This window comes from Lacrimispora sphenoides (assembly GCF_900105215.1).
In the GTDB taxonomy this organism is placed as follows: domain Bacteria; phylum Bacillota; class Clostridia; order Lachnospirales; family Lachnospiraceae; genus Lacrimispora; species Lacrimispora sphenoides_A.
On record NZ_FOIP01000002.1, the window covers coordinates 1433318 to 1452752 of the forward strand.

The 19435-nt window shown below is 37.9% G+C and carries 21 protein-coding genes; 16 read left to right on the plus strand and 5 right to left on the minus strand.

The features are described 5' to 3' along the window. The first annotated feature begins 13 nt into the window (after window positions 1–13). Window positions 14–1456 carry a TrkH family potassium uptake protein gene (locus tag BMW45_RS23395; RefSeq protein WP_092249621.1) on the plus strand — a complete coding sequence of 481 codons (1443 nt, stop codon included), beginning with the start codon at window positions 14–16 and terminating at the stop codon, window positions 1454–1456. A gap of 64 nt (window positions 1457–1520) precedes the next feature. On the opposite strand, the gene BMW45_RS23400 is transcribed toward BMW45_RS23395, so the two are convergent. Further along, window positions 1521–1706 carry a hypothetical protein gene (locus BMW45_RS23400; RefSeq protein ID WP_092249624.1) on the minus strand — a complete coding sequence of 62 codons (186 nt, stop codon included), beginning with the start codon at window positions 1704–1706 and terminating at the stop codon, window positions 1521–1523. Between the two features lie 350 nt (window positions 1707–2056). On the opposite strand from BMW45_RS23400, the gene rplU reads away from it, so the two are divergent. The 8 genes from rplU to rsfS all read left to right on the plus strand — a co-directional run bounded on the left by rplU (window position 2057) and on the right by rsfS (window position 6389). Continuing rightward, a complete protein-coding gene (gene rplU / locus BMW45_RS23405) occupies window positions 2057–2365 on the plus strand; it encodes a 50S ribosomal protein L21 (protein ID WP_025233053.1) in 309 nt (102 codons plus the stop codon). A 2-nt stretch (window positions 2366–2367) separates the two neighbouring features. Continuing rightward, entirely contained in the window at window positions 2368–2706 is a 339-nt protein-coding gene (locus tag BMW45_RS23410; RefSeq protein ID WP_092249627.1) for a ribosomal-processing cysteine protease Prp, read from the plus strand. Window positions 2707–2709: 3 nt separating this feature from the next. Continuing rightward, on the plus strand, window positions 2710–3000 hold the full coding sequence (gene rpmA / locus BMW45_RS23415; protein WP_025233055.1) for a 50S ribosomal protein L27: 291 nt from the start codon (window positions 2710–2712) through the stop codon (window positions 2998–3000). A 189-nt stretch (window positions 3001–3189) separates the two neighbouring features. Beyond that, a complete protein-coding gene (gene obgE / locus BMW45_RS23420) occupies window positions 3190–4473 on the plus strand; it encodes a GTPase ObgE (protein WP_092249630.1) in 1284 nt (427 codons plus the stop codon). 14 nt (window positions 4474–4487) lie between these two features. Further along, a complete protein-coding gene (gene yhbY, locus BMW45_RS23425) occupies window positions 4488–4784 on the plus strand; it encodes a ribosome assembly RNA-binding protein YhbY (protein ID WP_054791227.1) in 297 nt (98 codons plus the stop codon). Window positions 4785–4819: 35 nt separating this feature from the next. Continuing rightward, a complete protein-coding gene (nadD, locus tag BMW45_RS23430; RefSeq protein WP_092249633.1) occupies window positions 4820–5437 on the plus strand; it encodes a nicotinate-nucleotide adenylyltransferase in 618 nt (205 codons plus the stop codon). Then, a complete protein-coding gene (yqeK, locus tag BMW45_RS23435) occupies window positions 5434–6030 on the plus strand; it encodes a bis(5'-nucleosyl)-tetraphosphatase (symmetrical) YqeK (RefSeq protein WP_092249636.1) in 597 nt (198 codons plus the stop codon). The genes nadD and yqeK overlap by 4 nt, the downstream gene beginning before the upstream one ends. Further along, the gene (gene rsfS, locus BMW45_RS23440) at window positions 6027–6389 is read left to right on the plus strand and encodes a ribosome silencing factor (protein WP_092249639.1); all 363 of its coding nucleotides are present in this window, start codon (window positions 6027–6029) and stop codon (window positions 6387–6389) included. Before yqeK ends, rsfS begins: the two co-directional genes overlap by 4 nt. A 288-nt stretch (window positions 6390–6677) precedes the next feature. Here rsfS and lexA read toward each other — a convergent pair whose 3' ends face one another. Beyond that, window positions 6678–7298: a transcriptional repressor LexA gene (gene lexA, locus BMW45_RS23445; protein WP_025233061.1), complete on the minus strand. Its 621-nt coding sequence runs from the start codon at window positions 7296–7298 to the stop codon at window positions 6678–6680. A 177-nt stretch (window positions 7299–7475) separates the two neighbouring features. Here lexA and BMW45_RS23450 point away from each other — a divergent pair, with 177 nt between their 5' ends. The 3 genes from BMW45_RS23450 (at window position 7476) to BMW45_RS23460 (ending at window position 10799) form a co-directional block, all read left to right on the plus strand. Continuing rightward, on the plus strand, window positions 7476–7784 hold the full coding sequence (locus BMW45_RS23450) for a LysM peptidoglycan-binding domain-containing protein (RefSeq protein ID WP_092249642.1): 309 nt from the start codon (window positions 7476–7478) through the stop codon (window positions 7782–7784). Window positions 7785–7934: 150 nt separating this feature from the next. Next, window positions 7935–9884 (plus strand): GTP-binding protein, encoded by a 1950-nt coding sequence (locus BMW45_RS23455; RefSeq protein WP_092249645.1) that lies wholly within the window; start codon window positions 7935–7937, stop codon window positions 9882–9884. A 336-nt stretch (window positions 9885–10220) separates the two neighbouring features. Continuing rightward, window positions 10221–10799, plus strand: a complete 579-nt coding sequence (locus tag BMW45_RS23460; protein ID WP_092249648.1) for a GNAT family N-acetyltransferase — start codon at window positions 10221–10223, stop codon at window positions 10797–10799. A gap of 64 nt (window positions 10800–10863) precedes the next feature. On the opposite strand, the gene BMW45_RS23465 is transcribed toward BMW45_RS23460, so the two are convergent. Beyond that, the gene (locus BMW45_RS23465; protein ID WP_092249651.1) at window positions 10864–11811 is read right to left on the minus strand and encodes an alpha/beta hydrolase family protein; all 948 of its coding nucleotides are present in this window, start codon (window positions 11809–11811) and stop codon (window positions 10864–10866) included. Window positions 11812–12053: 242 nt separating this feature from the next. Between BMW45_RS23465 and BMW45_RS23470 the strand changes: the two genes are divergently transcribed. The 4 genes from BMW45_RS23470 to BMW45_RS23490 all read left to right on the plus strand — a co-directional run bounded on the left by BMW45_RS23470 (window position 12054) and on the right by BMW45_RS23490 (window position 16140). Beyond that, the gene (locus BMW45_RS23470; protein WP_092249654.1) at window positions 12054–13349 is read left to right on the plus strand and encodes a hypothetical protein; all 1296 of its coding nucleotides are present in this window, start codon (window positions 12054–12056) and stop codon (window positions 13347–13349) included. A gap of 106 nt (window positions 13350–13455) precedes the next feature. Next, window positions 13456–13782: a DUF4274 domain-containing protein gene (locus BMW45_RS23475; RefSeq protein ID WP_092249656.1), complete on the plus strand. Its 327-nt coding sequence runs from the start codon at window positions 13456–13458 to the stop codon at window positions 13780–13782. A 41-nt stretch (window positions 13783–13823) separates the two neighbouring features. Further along, entirely contained in the window at window positions 13824–14372 is a 549-nt protein-coding gene (locus tag BMW45_RS23480; protein ID WP_242883315.1) for a hypothetical protein, read from the plus strand. Between the two features lie 1171 nt (window positions 14373–15543). Then, window positions 15544–16140, plus strand: a complete 597-nt coding sequence (locus BMW45_RS23490) for a 50S ribosomal protein L25 (protein ID WP_092249659.1) — start codon at window positions 15544–15546, stop codon at window positions 16138–16140. Window positions 16141–16978: 838 nt separating this feature from the next. Here BMW45_RS23490 and BMW45_RS23495 read toward each other — a convergent pair. Together BMW45_RS23495 and BMW45_RS23500 are read right to left on the minus strand one after the other, a co-directional pair. Then, a complete protein-coding gene (locus tag BMW45_RS23495) occupies window positions 16979–18037 on the minus strand; it encodes a tyrosine-type recombinase/integrase (RefSeq protein WP_092249662.1) in 1059 nt (352 codons plus the stop codon). Between the two features lie 927 nt (window positions 18038–18964). Then, window positions 18965–19234 (minus strand): phospholipase D-like domain-containing protein, encoded by a 270-nt coding sequence (locus tag BMW45_RS23500; protein WP_092249664.1) that lies wholly within the window; start codon window positions 19232–19234, stop codon window positions 18965–18967. Between the last annotated feature and the right edge of the window lie 201 nt (window positions 19235–19435).

A 19435-nucleotide genomic window follows, 5' to 3' on the forward strand; every position in this document is an offset into this window, starting at 1 on the left:
AGGCGAAAAGGCTATGAATAAAAAAGTTATCATCTATCTGATGGGCTGGATTTTAAATATTGAGGCAGTTTTTATGTTGCTGCCGTGCGTCACTGCATTGATCTACAGAGAAACCAGCGGTTATTGGTTTCTGGCAGTTATGGCAGTCTGCGGAGGCATTGGAATTATTTTAACACGCAAAAAGCCTGAAAACATGGTTTTCTTTGCAAAAGAAGGCTTTGTTTCCGTTGCACTAAGCTGGATTGTTCTAAGCTTTTTTGGGGCAATGCCCTTTTATTTAAGTGGGGAGATCCCCAGATTTGAAGATGCCATGTTTGAGGTGATTTCCGGCTTTACGACTACCGGATCCAGTATTTTGACGGATGTGGAATCTCTTTCCCAATGCATGATCATGTGGAGGAGCTTTACTCACTGGATTGGAGGTATGGGAGTTCTGGTATTTATCTTATCCCTCTTGCCTCTTTCTGGCGGTTATAATATGTACATTATGAAGGCAGAAAGCCCTGGCCCTTCCGTAGGAAAACTGGTGCCAAGGGTGCGGTCGACCGCTAAAATCCTTTATACAATCTATTTATTTATGACGGTGCTGCAGATCATTCTTCTGCTGATAGGAGGTATGCCGCTGTTTGATTCCCTGGCAATCAGCTTCGGAACAGCCGGTACCGGTGGATTTGGAATCAAAAACAGCAGTATGGCCTTTTATGATAGTTACTACCTGCAGGGAGTTGTTACCGTATTTATGATTTTATTCGGTATAAACTTTAATGTGTATCACCTGCTTTTAACCCGCCACCCCAAAGAAGCCTTCCGCTGTGAGGAAGCCAGGGCATATCTTGGAATCATTGCGGCGTCTGTTTTATTTATTACCTTTAATATCCGCGGCAGCTTTGGAAGCCTGTTTTCCGCTTTTCATCATGCGGCCTTTCAGGTGGCCTCGATTATTACCACAACGGGTTATTCCACCGTTGACTTTGATTTATGGCCGGAATTTTCAAAGGGGATCCTGGTTGCTCTCATGTTTATCGGTGCATGTGCAGGAAGTACGGGCGGAGGTTTTAAGGTATCAAGAGTCGTTATCCTTTTAAAGGCTGTAAAAAAAGAACTGGGATCCTTGATCCATCCCAGAAGCGTAAAGGTATTAAAGCTGGATGGAAAGCCCATTGAACATAATGTGCTCCGGTCCATCAATACATTTTTATGTGCTTACATCGTAATTTTTACGTTCTCTGTGCTGATTGTCAGTCTGGATAACTTTGATTTTGCTACTAATTTTACTGCTGTTGCTGCAACTTTTAATAACATCGGACCAGGACTGGCAGGAGCCGGTCCTCTCCAGAACTTCTCCAAATTTTCTGCATTGTCTAAATATGTCATGATGTTTGACATGCTTGCGGGACGTTTGGAGGTATTCCCATTGCTATTGATTTTTGCACCTTCTACATGGAAAAATAGTTAAGAAAAGAAAAGGCCGCAGATATTTTAGCTCTGCGGCCCTGTTGCGTGGAGAGAGTAATGAAATGCTACAGGATTCCCTTAGTGCCTTTTTCCGGAAGACTTTCATTTCTGTTCCCGTTATGATTGCCGCAGTAGACTCCTTTCTTTATTGGTGCGAATAAAAAGCCAAGGACGCAGCCAAACAGAAAAGCTGACACGATTGAAAGCCGTTTTTCAGGTAAACTCCATTCTCTGTTAAAAAAGTTTCTCATAGTCTGAACTCCTTTCGTTTGCTTATGAAAAATTTTACGTAAACCGAACGCTCCTTATACTGATAGCATGTTTATGACAGAAGCTGGTAAATATATGATTATTTATGCCCAACTGTTTCTATTCATATCCCCTTGTTTTATCTGATGGCTTCTATTATACTGGACACCAGAAACAAATACAAGGAAAAGCCTTGCTGCAGGCGGAAAAACTGATTATTTTTTATTTAAAAGATATTGACAGAACAGTTTGGGAATGATATATTAATAAAGTATGCCGCACAATGAGGTTAAAAAGTTTCCATTTATTTGGAACACCGCAGTTGGCGAGTAATGATAATAGGAGGTGCCATATGTACGCGATTATTGCAACAGGTGGAAAGCAGTACAAAGTAGCGGAAGGCGATATCATTAAAGTGGAAAAGCTTGGTGTTGACGCTGGCGAAGCTGTCACATTTGACCAAGTACTTGTTGTAAACAATGGTGAATTAGCAGTTGGTTGCCCAACCGTAGCAGGTGCTACCGTAACAGGTACAGTTGTGAAGGAAGGCAAGGCTAAGAAGGTTATTGTTTACAAGTATAAGAGAAAATCCGGATACCATAAGAAAAATGGTCACAGACAGTCTTATACTCAGGTTAAGATCGAAAAGATCAATGCTTAATTATGATAAGAGTAACCGTAATGGTTGATTCAGAACAGCATTATGCTGGAATCCAGATGTTAGGACATGCCGGTTTATCTGATGATCATCAGGAAGGACAGGAACTTGTCTGTGCTGCAGTGTCGGCACTTACATTTAATATGACTAACAGCGTGGAACAGTTTACTGAAGATTCCTTTGAAGTGGATCAGGAAGAGAAGTCAGGTGCTTTTCATTTCCGTTTTACATCAAGTATCAGTTCAGGATCACAACTCCTAATGAATTCTTTGGTATTGGGATTACAAGATATTGAAGAAGAATATGGAGAACCATATATTAAAATCCGATTTAAGGAGGTGTAAGTAATGTTAAGAATGAACCTTCAATTTTTCGCTCATAAAAAGGGTGTTGGTTCTACCAAGAACGGTAGAGATTCCGAGGCTAAGAGATTAGGTGCCAAGAGAGCTGACGGTCAGTTCGTGTTAGCAGGCAATATTCTTTATAGACAGCGTGGAACTCACATTCATCCAGGCATCAACGTAGGCCGTGGCGGTGATGATACATTATTCGCTTTAGTGGATGGCGTTGTAAGATTTGAGAGAAAAGGCAGAGACAAAAAGCAGGTTTCTGTTTATCCAAAAGCAATTAACGAATAATTGGACCGGCTTCATACCTTAGACGTATGGAGCCGTTTTTTAAAATACAGGACCTGCCTGGCTGCCTGTATTCAAAAATTCGCTGCTTATGCTCAATTTAGGGTTGAACCCTTTAAGAAAGGGGCTTAACCCTTTAAAGGAAGGGTTAAACCCTAATTTTAATCGAAAAGAAAGGTAACAGGTGAATGAATGTTTGCCGATAGAGCAAAAATATTTATAAGATCCGGAAAAGGCGGTGACGGTCATGTCAGTTTCCGGAGGGAGCTTTATGTTCCGTGCGGCGGTCCTGACGGCGGTGACGGCGGCCGCGGCGGTGATATTATATTTGAAGTAGATGAAGGCCTTAACACATTAAGTGATTTCCGGCAAATTCACAAATATACCGCCCAGGACGGGGAATCAGGCGGAAAACGCCGATGCCATGGAAAAGACGGCGGAAACTTAGTGATCAAGGTTCCGGAAGGCACGGTGCTCAAGGATTTTGAGTCCGGAAAAGTTATTGCCGATATGTCCGGAGAAAATCGCAGGGAAGTTATATTAAGAGGCGGCAAAGGCGGACAGGGGAATATGCATTATGCAACTCCTACCATGCAGGCCCCCAAATATGCCCAGCCTGGACAGGCTTGCCAGGAACTTTGGGTACAGCTTGAATTAAAGGTGATTGCGGATGTAGGCCTGGTTGGTTTTCCAAACGTTGGAAAATCCACCCTTCTTTCCAGAGTCAGCAATGCAAGGCCTAAAATAGCCAATTACCATTTTACAACCTTAAACCCACATTTGGGCGTTGTAGATATGGATGGTGGAAAAGGCTTTGTTATGGCTGACATACCAGGGCTTATTGAGGGCGCTTCTGAGGGTGTTGGATTAGGACATGATTTTCTCCGTCATATCGAACGGACAAGAGTCCTGGTTCATGTGGTGGATGCCGCATCTACGGAAGGAAGAGATCCCATCGCGGATATCCATGCCATTAATAAAGAGCTGGAGGCTTATAATCCGGAGTTGATGGAACGTCCTCAGATCATTGCGGCCAATAAGACTGATGCGATCTATGATGACGGGGAAGATCCGGTTGAAAAGCTTAAGGCTGAATTTGAACCTCAGGGTGTTAAGGTTTATCCTATATCCGCAGTAAGCGGCAAGGGCGTAAAAGAATTGTTATATGCTATTTATGAACTGCTTCAGACCGTGAATTTAAGTCCGATTATATTTGAAAAGGAATTCGATGTTAAGAGCCTGCGTGATGCACTCCTTCCATATACTGTAGAAGTAACAGAAGATGGAGTTTACGTGGTAGAAGGCCCCCGCATTGAAAAGATGTTAGGCTATACGAATCTGGAATCAGAAAAAGGCTTTACCTTCTTCCAGAAATTCTTAAAAGAAAACGGAATTTTAGATGAGCTGGAACAGGCGGGAATTGAAGAAGGAGATACGGTCCGCATGTATGGTCTTGAATTTGACTATTACAAATAGCAGAGGAGAATAATATGACAAGTAAGCAGAGATCCTATTTAAAGGGATTGGCGATGAATATAGATCCTATCTTCCAGATTGGAAAGTCCAGCCTCACACCTGAGATCACCAATGGAGTTGCAGAGGCACTGGAAGCCAGAGAGTTAATAAAGATTACGGTACTAAAGAATTGCCTGGATGATGGAAGCAGTATTGCTGCAGTATTATCAGAGAGAACTCACTCCGAGGTCGTTCAGGTGATCGGAAGAAAGATTATCCTTTATAAGCAGGCGAAAGAGGAAAATAAGAGGAAGATCGTGCTTCCAAAATAATCCTGTTTCATTTTTGGGTCAGGGAGTCAAAGATTATGGGTAGAATAGGCATTATGGGCGGTACATTTGATCCAATCCACAATGGACATTTAATGATTGGCGGGCAGGCATATAAGGAATATGGCTTAAAAGAAGTCTGGTATATGCCTTCCGGACATCCGCCTCATAAAAAGAATCGTAATGTGTCAGAACCGGCTACCCGTCTTGCCATGACAGAACTTGCCGTGAAAGATCATGAAGGCTTTGTCTGTTCGGATTTTGAAGTAAGACGAACCGGAAACACGTATACGGCGCAGACGTTAAGATTGCTGCGCGAAGAATACCCGGAGCATTCCTTTTATTTCATCATTGGAGCTGATTCTTTATATGAGATTGAGAATTGGTATGAGCCGGACCAGGTGTTGACTCAGGCAGTCATATTGGCTGCCCGGCGGGAATATGAGGAAGCGGACCGTTCCATGGACAAGCAGATCGCTTATCTGGCCTCTAAGTATGGCGCGGATATCCGCACGCTTCACTGCGGGGAAATGGATATCTCTTCTGCAGAGTTACGCCGCATGATTGCCAGGGGGCAGTCCATATCAGACTATGTACCGCGGGAGGTCATCGAATTTATCGAAGCCCACGGTTTATATCAGGAGTTGGAACCATGAAAGATCTGATCTTAGAGTTGAGAAATGATTTAAAGGGGAGATTAACTCCTTCCAGGTTTGAGCATACGATCAGTGTATCATTTATTTGCACCGCATTAGCAATGCGCTATGGATGTGATTTAAATAAAGCGGAGCTGGCCGGACTGCTTCATGATTGCGCCAAGCCTTATGGAGATGAAGATATTATCAGAAAATGCAGGAAACAAGATCTTCCATTAACTGACGATGAACTGGGGGCCCCGGTCGTGCTCCATGCGAAATATGGGGCATGGCTTGCAGAGCATAAATACCGTATCAATGACGAAGAGATCATAAACGCGATCCGATGGCATACCACCGGCAGAGCGGAGATGTCTATTCTGGAAAAAATCGTTTTTACGGCAGATTATATTGAACCCAGACGCGACAGAGCGGTGAATCTGGCTCTTGTGCGGTCTGTAGCATTTGTGGACTTAGATGAGTGTGTTTATCAGATCCTTAAGGAAACCTTGGATTATCTGGAAGGAAGAGGCAGTTTTGTGGACTCTATGTCAAAGCAGGCATATGCTTATTATAAGCAGGTTCACGAAGAAAAGAAGGGAGAACAAGGATGAATCAGTCAGTTGAGATGGTAAAAACCGCTTATGCGGCTTTATCAGATAAAAAAGGGGAAGATATCAGAATTATTGATATCTGCAAAGTATCCGTAATGGCAGATTATTTTATTATTGCCAGCGGTAACAATGCAAATCAGGTACAGGCTATGGTTGACAATGTAGAGGAAGAACTTGGAAAAAAGGGATTTGTCTGCAAACAGATAGAAGGCTATCAGTCTGCTAACTGGATACTCATGGATTACGGTGATATCATTGTCCATGTATTTGATCGTGATAATCGTTTGTTCTATGATCTGGAAAGAATCTGGAGAGATGGAAAGAAAATTGAGGCTGACGAATTGGAAGCTTTATCATAAGAACGGAAATTAATTGGGTAAAACGGCTTAACAGAATCTGTGAGCCGTTTTTTTCATTACAGTTTTTTAGTGCAGTTCTATAGAAGTGTGAAATTGCTAATATTTATGCTATATCAGTATTGTCTTTTTTTATGTCTTATTTTATGTTTTATTTTATGTCTTGTTACAAGTCTTGTAATAATTGAATTAATGAATGTAATTGATTAATCAATATTTTAGTCAGCCAAAGGTTTACATAAAATCATTATGTAAACCTTTGGCTGGAATCACGTTTCTCAAATAAAAATATCAATGTATCCCCAAACGGAACAAACCGATTACTTTGCCCAGAATCTCTACATTGTCTACAATAATCGGATCCATGGAATCATTCTCTGGCTGCAGGCGGTAATGTCCTTTTTCTTTAAAAAACCGTTTTACAGTTGCGGAATCATCAACCAATGCCACCACAATTTCTCCGTTATGGGCTGTCGGGCAGTGTTCAACAATAATCTGATCACCCTCAAGTATGCCTGCATTGATCATGCTGTTTCCCTTAACTTTTAACATGAAGGTCTCGGCGTTTGGGAGAATATCAGCTGGTATGGGATAATAATTCTCAATGTTTTCCTCAGCATAAAGAGGCTGTCCGGCCGCTACGGTACCAAGAAGTGGAACGTTTACAACTTCCCTGCGTGTCAGCTGAAAGCAATCGTCTATGATCTCAATGGTTCTGGGCTTGGTTGGGTCTCTTCTTATGTATCCTTTTTCTTCAAGCGTCTCCAAGTGAGAGTGTACGGATGATGTTGATTTTAAACAGACCGCTTCGCAAATCTCCCTGACTGCCGGTGGATAACCCTTCTTTAAAATTGTTTCTTTTATATATTCCAAAATTTCCTTCTGTTTTGGGGTAATTCTCTCTTGCGCCATGGTACGGCCTCCTCAATCCTTATTCATTAAGACTATAGTAACATATGTTCGATAAAAATGCAAACCTTTGTTCGAAAAAATGCAAAATCAATTGACAAACATATGTTCGCAGTGATATGATAATGACAGAAAAAGAACCTATGTTCTGCTTGGGATTGTTTTAAAGGAGGTATGAATATGATGAAGCAATTAATTGCACTGTCATTGGTCGTTTTACTTGGTTCTCATTTTTTTGGCAATTCTATAATGAATGCCCTTGCCGGAGAGACGGAAATTCCGGCATTGGAGAAGTATTATACAAGCATTGAGATCCAAAAAGGAGACAGCTTATGGAGCATTGCCGGAACGTATCTGGAGAACAGCGGTATGACCACTGCCCAATACGTAAAAGAATTAAAGAATATAAACGGATTAAAAGAAGATACTATACACAGCGGACAGTATCTGACTGTCGTATACTTTGCATCTGATTCAAGAGTGAGATAAATAGAAGAACCAGACTGCCGCTATTTTTAAATCCATTGATTTTATTGGAATTATATCTTAGAATAATAGAAGTGGCGTCTCTTAAAGAGGCGTTAAACAGGTATTATTAGGTTCAGAATTATTCTTATAGTCAAAGGATTAAAAATAATTATGAAGATAACTTTTGGAATATTAGCCCATGTAGATGCTGGAAAAACCACCTTTTCGGAGCAGGTTTTATATAGAGAAGGGGTAATCAGGGCTCTGGGCCGTGTAGATGCTAAAAATGCATGTATGGATCATGATGATATCGAAAGGGCGAGGGGAATAACCATATTTTCGGATATGGCCTGCTTTACCCATGACGATAATACATATTATCTGATTGATACGCCTGGCCATACAGACTTTTCTGCTGAGATGGAACGGGCCCTGGAGGTAATGGACTATGCAGTTCTTATGATTAACGGTACGGACGGAATTCAGGGACACACAGAGGCAATCTGGAACCTGCTGGAGCGTTATTATATTCCTGTTTTTTTGTTCATTAATAAGCTTGATGTGATCTCCGCATCTTATGAAAGGGTTTTAACTGAGATTCGAGAACGTTTTTCCGGTAATATCCTGGATTTCCAAGGCATTACCCTTAAGAAGGGAAATGAGACTGCCCTGACAGACGATTTCATTGAGAATGTATCTGAATGGGATGAAACATTACTGGATAAATGGTTCAATGGAAGTATTACTTTTGGAGATTTAAGGCCTGCCGTAGTTTCTCAGATTAAAAACCGGAAGCTATTCCCCTGTTTTGGCGGCAGCGCTTTAAACGGAGAGGGGATAGAAGCATTTCTTAATATCTTTTATAGTTATACAGAAACTTCCTATCCGCTATCAGTGCCATTTAGAGGGAGAGTGTTTAAGATCCGTTATGACGGGCATGGAGAGCGAATGACGTATATGAAGATATTAAGCGGCATTCTCAATGTCCGGGAGTCCTTATCAACGGATGAGAAGGTTCATCAGATAAGGATATTTCAGGGAGAACGTTTTACGGCTCTTCAGACGGCTTCTGCAGGAGATGTGGTAGCTGTCACCGGGCTTCGGACTACCAGGGCAGGCCAGGGGCTTGGGGAGTGCTATGATACGGTAGTTTCGACACTTCAACCAACCCTACAGGCAAGAGTTCTGTACTCGTCTGAGATACCCGACCGGGCAATCTTACAGATGTTTCACATATTAGAGGAAGAAGAGCCAGGGCTAAGTGTAGTATGGGAAGAGTCTTTGCGGCAGTTAAAAGTGAATATCATGGGTAAAATTCAGCTTGAGGTTCTGGAACAGGTTGTGTTAGAAAGATTTCAGACAAAGATATCCTTTGGGCAGCCAGAGATCATCTATATGGAAACCGTAGAGGAACCGGTAACAGGATATGGACATTTTGAACCTCTTCGCCATTATGCAGAAGTAGCATTAAGGTTAGAACCCGGTGAGAGAGGGAAGGGGATTACATTTGAGAGTCAATGTCATGTAGACAGGCTTGGAATTAATTATCAGAATCTGGTACGTACCCATGTGTTTGAAACCATTCATAAAGGAGTTTTAACCGGATCAGAACTGATGGATATTATGGTTATCCTGGTTGATGGAATTTCTCATATTAAGCATACTGAGGGCGGGGATTTCCGTGAGGCAGTGTATCGAGCGATTCGCCAGGGTCTTATGAAGGCCCATAATCTACTTCTGGAGCCCTATTACAGCTTTACGATCTTAATTCCGGATCCACTAACTGGAAGGGTATTAACCGACATTACAAAATATTCCGGCCGGTTTGAAGCTCCGGTTCCGGATGGAAGAGGAAAAACTGTAATAAGAGGTCAGGGTCCTGTTGCTTCATTTATGAATTACGGGGAAGAGCTGATGATAATGACCGGAGGCAAGGGAAGTATATCTATGGTGTTTTCTCATTATGATAGATGTCATAATGAAGCCCAGGTTATTGAACATTATCAATATAACCCAAATGAGGATATTAATAATCCTTCTTGTTCCGTATTCTGCCAAAAAGGAACTTCGTTTGTAGTTAATTGGGATCATGCAGAAGAATATATGCATACTCTTAAGTAATTGTTGCTTATTACTTTTATTCTTAGCTTGAGTTTATGGGTTGATAAAGATTATGAAGTCTGAAAAAAAGCTACATAAAGAAAAGCTATATAAAGAAAAGCTATATAAAGAAAAGCTACATAATAAAAGCTACTTAATAAAAGCTACATAATAAAAGTTGCAGCTACATAATAAAAGTTGCATAAAGAAAAGCGGCAATAAATTGTTTGCCGCTTCAGGCTGTCAACATTCGATATGTTGATAGCTTTTTATATCTTTCAAAAACAACAAGCTATGTTATAATGAACATTAGAAGGATAGGGTGAAAATAATTAATAAGATCAAAGGAGATATTATATGATTACATATAAAAAGGTGGATAAGACATATTTCGCACAATATGACTTAATTCCTATGCGTGTTCATGTATCCAGTTATTATAAAATAGATAAAATTAATCGTGGGTTAGGTGGTTTTAATCTTGTCGAGACCCCTATAGAACCTTATTTAAAAGACTTTTGTACCGGCGAAGATGAAACTGTAATACGCTGGGAAAGACAATGGGATATTTCAAACTGGGCTTTTTTTATGGCTTTTGATGGTGAGAAGCCAATAGGAGCTGCAACAATTGTATCACGTACAAAAGGCATAAATATGCTTTCGAATAGGGATGACCTTGCAGTATTATGGGATATTCGTGTGGATGATGCATATAAGCAGCAAAAAGTTGGTCAAACATTATTTGACATGGCTGCAAATTGGTGTCGCAGTCAAGGATTTGTAGAGATGAAAATAGAAAGTCAGAACAATAATGTTCCTGCCTGTAAATTTTATCATAAGCAAGGAGCAACTCTTAGTGTGGTTGATGAGTATGCGTATTATAATGAACCTGAATATAGGCATGAGACTCAGTTTATTTGGTTATTAAATTTATAAATAATCTTAAACAGTATTACACCATCTTTGCCGCTACTCCGAATGCAGCATGCAAAAGGAGTAGCTACATTTCAGGATTAGAAACTACTGCCGAAAGTATCCAGTCAGAAATATCATTTATAACCTGCTCATCAATATGCTGAGCAACCTTATATTCTTTTTTTGCCTTTTGTATTTTTCCGTAAATAGAAGGCATAAACAAATGATTTAGATTATGATATATTTTGAACGTAACATTTTGTTTTTCTTTTAACAATTCTTTATATTGATTAAAGTCTTTTTCTATGGAGACATGAAAGTCTTTATCTCCTTGCAGAATTAGCATCGGCTTGTTTAATGACTCAAGATAATGGACTAATGGATGTTCACCCATTTCCTTTAAGTAGTAGGCTCTGAAGTACTTTCCTAAAACCAATGTTGATCTTGCTTCATCATCACTCATGTTATATATGTTATCAAATTTGGATGATAATTTTGCTATTTGTTTTCTTACAATTACTTGCAAAAAAAGATTCAATGATTTTAGAACCTCATTATTTTGTTCTATAATGACCTCTTCAAGTTTTCTTGTAGTACCGCCCATAATAATAAGTCCGGCAAAATTTCCGCCTTCCGCGTCAATACGTGGAGACAGCATTCCTCCCATACTATGGCCTATTATAAATATTCTTTCAGAATCAATGCGTGAGTCATTACGTAAGAGAGCGGTGGCGAGGATAGCATCTTCTATAGTTTCTTCCTTGACCGTTAATTCAGGGTGATTTCTCATTTCTTTGCCATATATGAATGTTCTCTTATCATAACGCAAAACTGCGATCCCCTTTTTAGTTAAGCCTTCCGCAAGGTCTTTAAAAGGATAGTTATTACCAACTTTTTCATCCATGTTCAGCTGACCAGAACCATGTACCAGTACAACCGTGGGAAACAATCCATTGGTCTCTGCAGGTATGCTTAATATTCCGTTAAGCGGATACTTTGTTCCAGTACCGATAACAATTTTCTCCTCAAACATTTATTTGCCTCCTAATTATAATCTCAATTCGTTTATTATAATAGATCATTCCTTTAATTATACATTTACGGTTGGTGGATTTTTAGTCAGATATAGTAAGGTCCATAATTTTCTGTCTTTTGCCTATAATTAGATGTCTTAAGCCAGTCGATTTCTTTGTTACAGTTATGTTTTGTTTGTTAAAACAGAAAATGCATTGTATAATAAATTTAATATGATATTATGACGGGGGAAGAGTACATATGGTCAAACTAGAAGAGGTCTTTGGAGTCAGTAGAAAACCTGTGCTAAGCTATATTGAACGCCAGGAAGTTGATGGGGCATTTGAGAACGCATTAAGATCGGATAAACAAATAATAGTTTATGGTGCATCAAAACAAGGAAAAACTGCTTTGGTCAGTAAATATTTGCCATATGGCGAATGCTTAGCTGTCAGCTGCAGTCCTAAAAGTCAAGTTTCAGATATTTATAAATCGATTCTTAGAAAGCTTGGTATCGAAATATTAACCGATAAGCAGAAGAGTAAGAGCGGAGATGTTGAAATTGGAGCTGTAGCAAAAATTAAATCTAAATTACCTTTTTTAGCAGCTGCGGAGGTCGAAGGGTCTGCAAAAGTTAATGCATCAGCTGAACAGCAACTTAATTATCGATCAATAGAGTTTAACCTGGAGCTGCCGCAAGACATTTTTGACTTGTATAAACAAACTAATTCTGATAAATTTGTTATTCTTGAAAATTTTCATTATCTTTCTAGTGATGTTCAAAAACAATTAGCGTTTGATTTGCGCACTTTTCAAGAACTGGGATTAAGATTTATAATTTTAGGTGTATGGAAAGAAAAAAACAGGCTTATTCAATTTAATGGTGATTTACAAGATAGGATTGCAGAAATACCGGTTGAGCCGTGGGATAACACAGAATTTATTAGCGTGGCAAAAAAGGGAGCAGAAGAGCTTAATATTGAAATTTCAGATGAAATACTACTAAGACTCTGCGAGGAATCGATGGGAAGCATAGGAGTTGTTCAGGAGCTATTAAAACTGTTATGCTTGGAAAATGGTATATTACAAAAGCAAGGACTTAGAAAACATATTGTTGACCAGATGACTCTTGATCATGCTATTACAGCAAAATGTGATGATTATTCTTCAAGACATGTTCGTGCACTGGAAGATATTGCGAAGGGGCAGAGTGATGTGAAAGATAAGGAGAAAAAGCCTCTTTTCTTGCCTTACTACTTTGTTATTGCAATTTTAAGTATGGATTTTTCAACTATTTTAATGGGTGTGCCACGTAAAAAGATAGAAGAAATAATTAAAAGCCGACATCACAGAAGTACTGATATAAGACCAAGTGATATTGGGTATCTATTGAGTAGTTTGGCAAAATTGCAAACAGCGAAGAAAATCCAGCCGCCATTATTTGATTATGATATTTCTCAACGTACTATTAATATAATTGATTCAACATTTTATTTCTTTTTAAAGCATTGTGATAAAGGGGAAATAATAGAAAATATTGAAAATCCATTAGATTAAATGAAAAAATCAATATTGATAAGTTCAAGAAAATAATGAATAATGTAGATTTGATTTTAAATTTTAGGTGAAGTAATTACTTGTCAGAGGATTTTCAGGTGGGAATATGACATACGAGCAAATGAAAAGCATGATAGACAATTACAACTGGGATGAGGGGTTTGAATTACCAGAACAAATCATATCGAATGCTAATTGTGATTTAGCAATCGCATTAGAAATCTTTTATCTTGCAGATGGGTACTTTCAAACATTTACACATAACATTGGAGGTACGGAAGAATGGTTTTGCTTTATTGGCAAACTTTGTGATGATATTAAAAACGCGAAATATAAAAAGTCAGTGCATCATTATATAATTCCATTATCAAAAGTACAGCGTTATCAGCTAAGGAAAAATAATATACCAGATGTATTTTTAACTGATGTATAAATGTATAATATCCAACTTGTTGATGGGAAATTACATTATTGGTGGTGAAAAAAATTTATTTATATCATTATTTTGATAAAACGATAGGACCTTTTGTCAATTTGTCTGACCTGCCGATTGATGAAGCTAAATTGATCCTTGATACGATAAAAATCACAAAGCCTAATTCTCAAAGTGCAAAAAGACACGATAAATATGTAGAGTATAGGCGCAATTGTGAGAATATAATCCGGTCAGAGTTTGAAAATAAAGGAGGCATTATAAATAGGAAATCACCCCATTACATGGTGATTGAGCATAGTCCATGGTTAAGTACTTGGTACGAAAATAGTGCTTTTATAAAAATTCCAATAGAAAAATTTGATATAAAGACTATTTCATTTACTTACGGTGATTCAATGCCGACATTTAGTCAGACAATTAATGATGGAAAGGAATATAGGAAAAAGCTTTATACTTATGATGAAATATTAAAAATTATTGAGAAGTATGGTTTGCCGCAAGATTGGAATGATGATGGGAAATACGGTCCGGAACGGTATATTGAAGCTCATGTATGGAGCGATGAAATAATTAATAAATATCTATAATAAGCACAATCCGCAACTTAGTAGAACATTTCTACATGTAGGCTTATGAATATGCTTCGTAATATGTTTATACTAGGTATTATGAGTATAGTAGCTAAAAAAAGCACGGTCGCTCCGTGCTTTTGGGTTTATAAGTAAAAAAAATAGATTTTATTAATTTCCTGAAATTTTATTGTAAATACGTAGTCTGCAGGGTTGTATCCACTTTGCTAAAAATGGACTTTATTTATAAATGGATAAAATAATTCATACAGAATAAGGTTCAAAAATTACCTGCCACGGCAAATATCATGCCCGTATCCGTGACCGGAATTATATGGTAGACCATAAGTACTATCATAAAAAACTCCGCCATTTTAGCAGTTGAAAATTAATCGCTTCGTTTTTTGCATTTTTCTGGGAGCTGCTCTGACCATGGGAGCATTGTATCAATAAAAGACAGACCTTTATTATCCAGTTGTTTGGGTTTATCTGTCAGCAGGTGTACAAAATAATTTTAGGGCTTCAGAATGTCTAAAGGCTTGGTACTTATAACGGCTAGCCGGAGAGGTAACTGTTCTGTGACTCATACAAAGGCGGTCAATATAGCTTTAACAAAAGAAAGACTGATACATAGTAGCTTTTATGATTTAGCCAATGTATATCAGTCCGTGCACATCAACTATTGAAAGCGCCATGTACCGAACGGTAAGCACGGTGCTGTGAGAGGACGGCGGTTAGTCACCGCCTCCTACTCGATTAGCCTGTGATGATATAGATGTTGGTTGCAGAATAAGTTAATGGTTTTTAATATTGTGCAAAGAACTTGAGTTTCTCGAACTGCACCTTTATATTCTTTTAATCTTTTTATCAGGAAAAATTTCTGTTATACAAATCGAAAACTTGACAATTGTCAGATTTATACTATACTATTAATTATATGTTATTTGAAACTCTATGTGATTTTTTAAATAATAAATAAAATAAGTTTGTATTAAAGAAATAAATTCAAATTTAATTCAAGGATAACTTATTTAAAATACATTTTCTATGAGAAGTATATTTTCTTTTGACAATTTATATTTTGTTATGTTAAATCACATTGAAATTTAGGTAACAGGTTTTCATCATTGAATCATAAGATTTTAGATGATTGCCATAATATAATTATAAATCAAGGAGGCTTATAACTATGGAAAATACTGGAGTTATGAACGTTGTTTTAAGAAAAAGTACCAGAAAGGGTGACAATAATCAGTTAAAAAGAGAAGGATATTTACTGGGAAACATAGCTGGTAAAGGTGTTGATTCAATCTCAATAGCTGTTAAGAAAGATGTATTTAGAAGATCAATGAAAGAGTTTGGCCGGAATGGCATTTTTAAACTGGTTGTTCCTGATGGCCAGAGTTATACCGTAATGGCAAAAGAAATACACATTGAACCTGTTAAGAACGAAATCTCTCATTTGGATTTTCAAATGGTATCTTTTTCGGAAAAAATCAAACAAGAAGTGGCTATAAAAATTACCGGAGCAGAACTTCTTGAGTCAAAAAGATTGTTGATTAACAGTACCATAGATTCAATTTTACTGGAGGGCTTACCTCAGGATATTCCCGATGAAATAGTAATTGATGTTTCTAATATGGAGGCTGGTGAAAGTATTCAATTTAGTGATATTAAACTTCCGGAAGGACTTACCTCAACTATTGATCCGGAACAAAAAATGATAACAGTTGTTGGCTCTAAGATACGTGAAGCAGTTGAAGGTGAAGAAGAGGGCGAAAGCTAAGAGGAATAACGGCATTCACTTTTCGTATGAAAATATTATAAGAGCCTGATGATAAAGGTGAAAAAAGAAAGCTCTAATTTAGATATTAGATGCTTTCTTTTTTTATAACAAAAAAATTAAAAAGATAGATAGCAACTTCCTATTATATTTATATCAGGTCCTTACGTGCATGTGTATGTCCTCTTACATAAGACACATGCTCGCAGGCCATTCGCCAAAGCTTTCAAAGTTCCCTAAAAGACAAAAAGGAATCCGCCAGGGATACAGTTGCTTATGATATATGAATAATTTCGCATCAGATAATTTTACACCTTTTTAAAGATTCTATTTTCCGGTTTTGCGTTTTCATCTTGGAGGGGGCATAACATTAAATGAGATGGACTTGGTGGGGAATGGGAATATAGAAGAGGAAACATGTAAAAATTAGCATACTTTATGTTTTAAAAGCCATTATCCTTGATGATGTAAAACAGATTGCAGAGGAGATTATTATATACCAAGTAGAATAAGGAATGGAGACAGAATATATGATGTTTTGGATGTATGACCAGTAAAATATTCAAAAGGGCGTTGAGCAGGTTAAGATTTGGCATTTGCCCTAGCTGAAATTAAATGATATATTTAGAAATGGTAAACTTTATAAAAGAATATCGGTTCGCTGAGCTTATACTCTGATAGCAAAGTATTTTGTTCAAAATGAAAACGCCGCTTTTCAGCGGCGTAGTCTTTTTTGAATAAAACAGAAATTTCTGGTTTTTTACTTATAATAGTCAAAAAACCATTTTGAACAAAACTCCTCAAAAATTTTTTTACTTATCGATAGTTTATAAGTTTTTTGCTACATTTTTTCCCGCAACTTCACCTTATTTCTGGCACTGCGCCGGCGTTCATCCTCCAAAGCAGCATAGTGTTTTTTCGTAGTGTTAACATCTGAGTGTCCCAAAACGTCTGCAACCAGATAGATGTCACCGGTTTCCTTATACAGGCTTGTTCCATAGGTGCTGCGCAGTTTATGTGGGGTAATCTTTTTTAAAGGTGCTACGAGTTTGGAATATTTTTTTACCAAATTTTCGACGCTGCGTACTGCAATCCGTTTCTTTTGAAGGGATAGGAAGAGTGCTTTTTCATGGCCTTCCTCAGGAATGACGAAACTGCGTTCGTCAAGATAATCAAGAAGGGCATCCTCAACTTCGGAACCAAAGTACACAGTGACTTCTTTTCCTCCTTTTCTATGAATCCGGATCCCGCCATTTTTTAAATCAATATCATCAACATCCAGACCAACACACTCCGATACCCGGATACCGGTTCCCAGCATTAGAGTTAATAGTGCGAGATCACGGATCTTGGTTTTCGCATGGTAAGCTTTTTGCTTTTCTGTTAAAGATTCCCCGTTTTCAACTTCATCGAGCAAAAGAGCTACCTCATCAATATCTAACCGGATAATATCCTTTTCATGCATCTTTGGAAGCTGCACCAGAGAAGCGGGATTTGTTTGAAGCCGTTCATTTCGGTAATAATAATTATAGAAGCTTTTCAGTGAAGAGACTTTTCGCATGATTCCTCGCTCTTTGTTGGTCACTTCCTGATTTCTATCATTAAAACGGTATTTTAAATATTCCATGTATTCTTCAATGTCCACGACCCGAAGCGAATCCAGGTGGTCTAAAGTAATATCCTGAACCTGAAGTTTGCCGATAACGGGGTTTTCCTTAATTAGAAAGTCAAAAAATACTCTTAGATCATAAGCGTAAGCGATCCTGGTCCGGGAAGAAGTGCGAGGTTCAATTCCCCTGAAGAAATCTCCGCAGAAATTTGGAAGTTCCTTTACCAACTGGCGCAGGTGCTTAACGTTTTCAATATCTTTTTGCTGATGGTAGGAGAGAGAAGAACTCATAATTGGGCCTCATTTCTTTAAGTATTTGGATTGTAAATGATTTTTGAAAGACCAGTCATTTATATTTCCCTCATTAATTAGTTTTTCTTTTTCAGACTTAATATATATAGTCTGATTCTTAGGTAATGGTGTTTATAGAACTTTACATACTCTGGTATAAGAGGGGAAGTATTGGGAGCATATCAAAGTAATAGTAATCAAGGATATGAGAGGTAAAGTTCTTTAAGTTATAAAATTAATTGTGTAATTAATAGTTCTATTGTTTTCTTTTCCAACTATTCGTTAAACTAGACTTTCGCGAATAGTTGGAAATCACTTTCGCGAATAGTTGGAAATCACTATATTAATCTTACCATTTCTGCAAATAATAATAACCGAAAAAAAATCACTGCTGTTTTGTCGTTTACCATTCGATACTTTTCATCAAGTATACCATATTGGAATTATCCAGTCCAATGATATTATAAACCTTTCCAAGTTATATCACACTTTACAATCTATATCCTTGAAGGATTTTTTCGCTTTTTCTATTTCTATAGATGGTTTAAGCATATATTGCACTTAAAAAAACGACAAAACTATATCACTTTGTTTTGGTGTTTTTGGAGCTTTGTCTTAATATTTGACCTCTTTATAAAACAATTATATGGTATTACTCTTCTGTCACTTTTAACATACGCATAGCAGCACTGAGATTTATCAATTACTTCCTTAACACTTTTTCCAGTTGTAATCACCAGCAGACTGCCTACACTAATATTCTTCTTAGGGTTAATATTCTCAATCTTAATCCAAGTTTTCTGCTTTCCCCTGAAAAATCAGCTGGTACTCTTCCACTTTCGGGGCACAGTGTCGGTTTCTCATTTGGATACAATTGCATAATCTCTGCTGAGTATGCAATTACCTTATCAACAGCAAAGAGGATTTTTATCTTCTCCCCTGCAGATATTCTACTATTATAATGTTCTCTCTTTTTGCAGACATTCCATTTACACTGGTGAAAAACCAAGTGCTGCCATTTAATGCAATGTCTTCTATGTACTCTTCCATTCCTTGAAGGATTTCTTTATCTGCAATAACGACCCCGGTTTCATGATTCAAACGTAATCCTTTAATAGTGAAATTGGCTGAGGTAATAGCCGCTTGGCATGGCTCGCCCTGATTTATATATATACACCTTGCTATGAAGTGTTTCATCTATCCTTATGCTCCAGTCGATACCATGCATATCGCAATAGCTTCACAAGTACCGCAATCAGCGTAATTTTTCAATGTATTTAGTGATCCCAAGCCCATCCATTAAATCGCAGATTCCAGACGATAAAAATGGTGATGTAATGATCAACTCATGTAGTAAGCGCTTAATAGATTCTTTCAAAATAATCTTAATGAAGATAT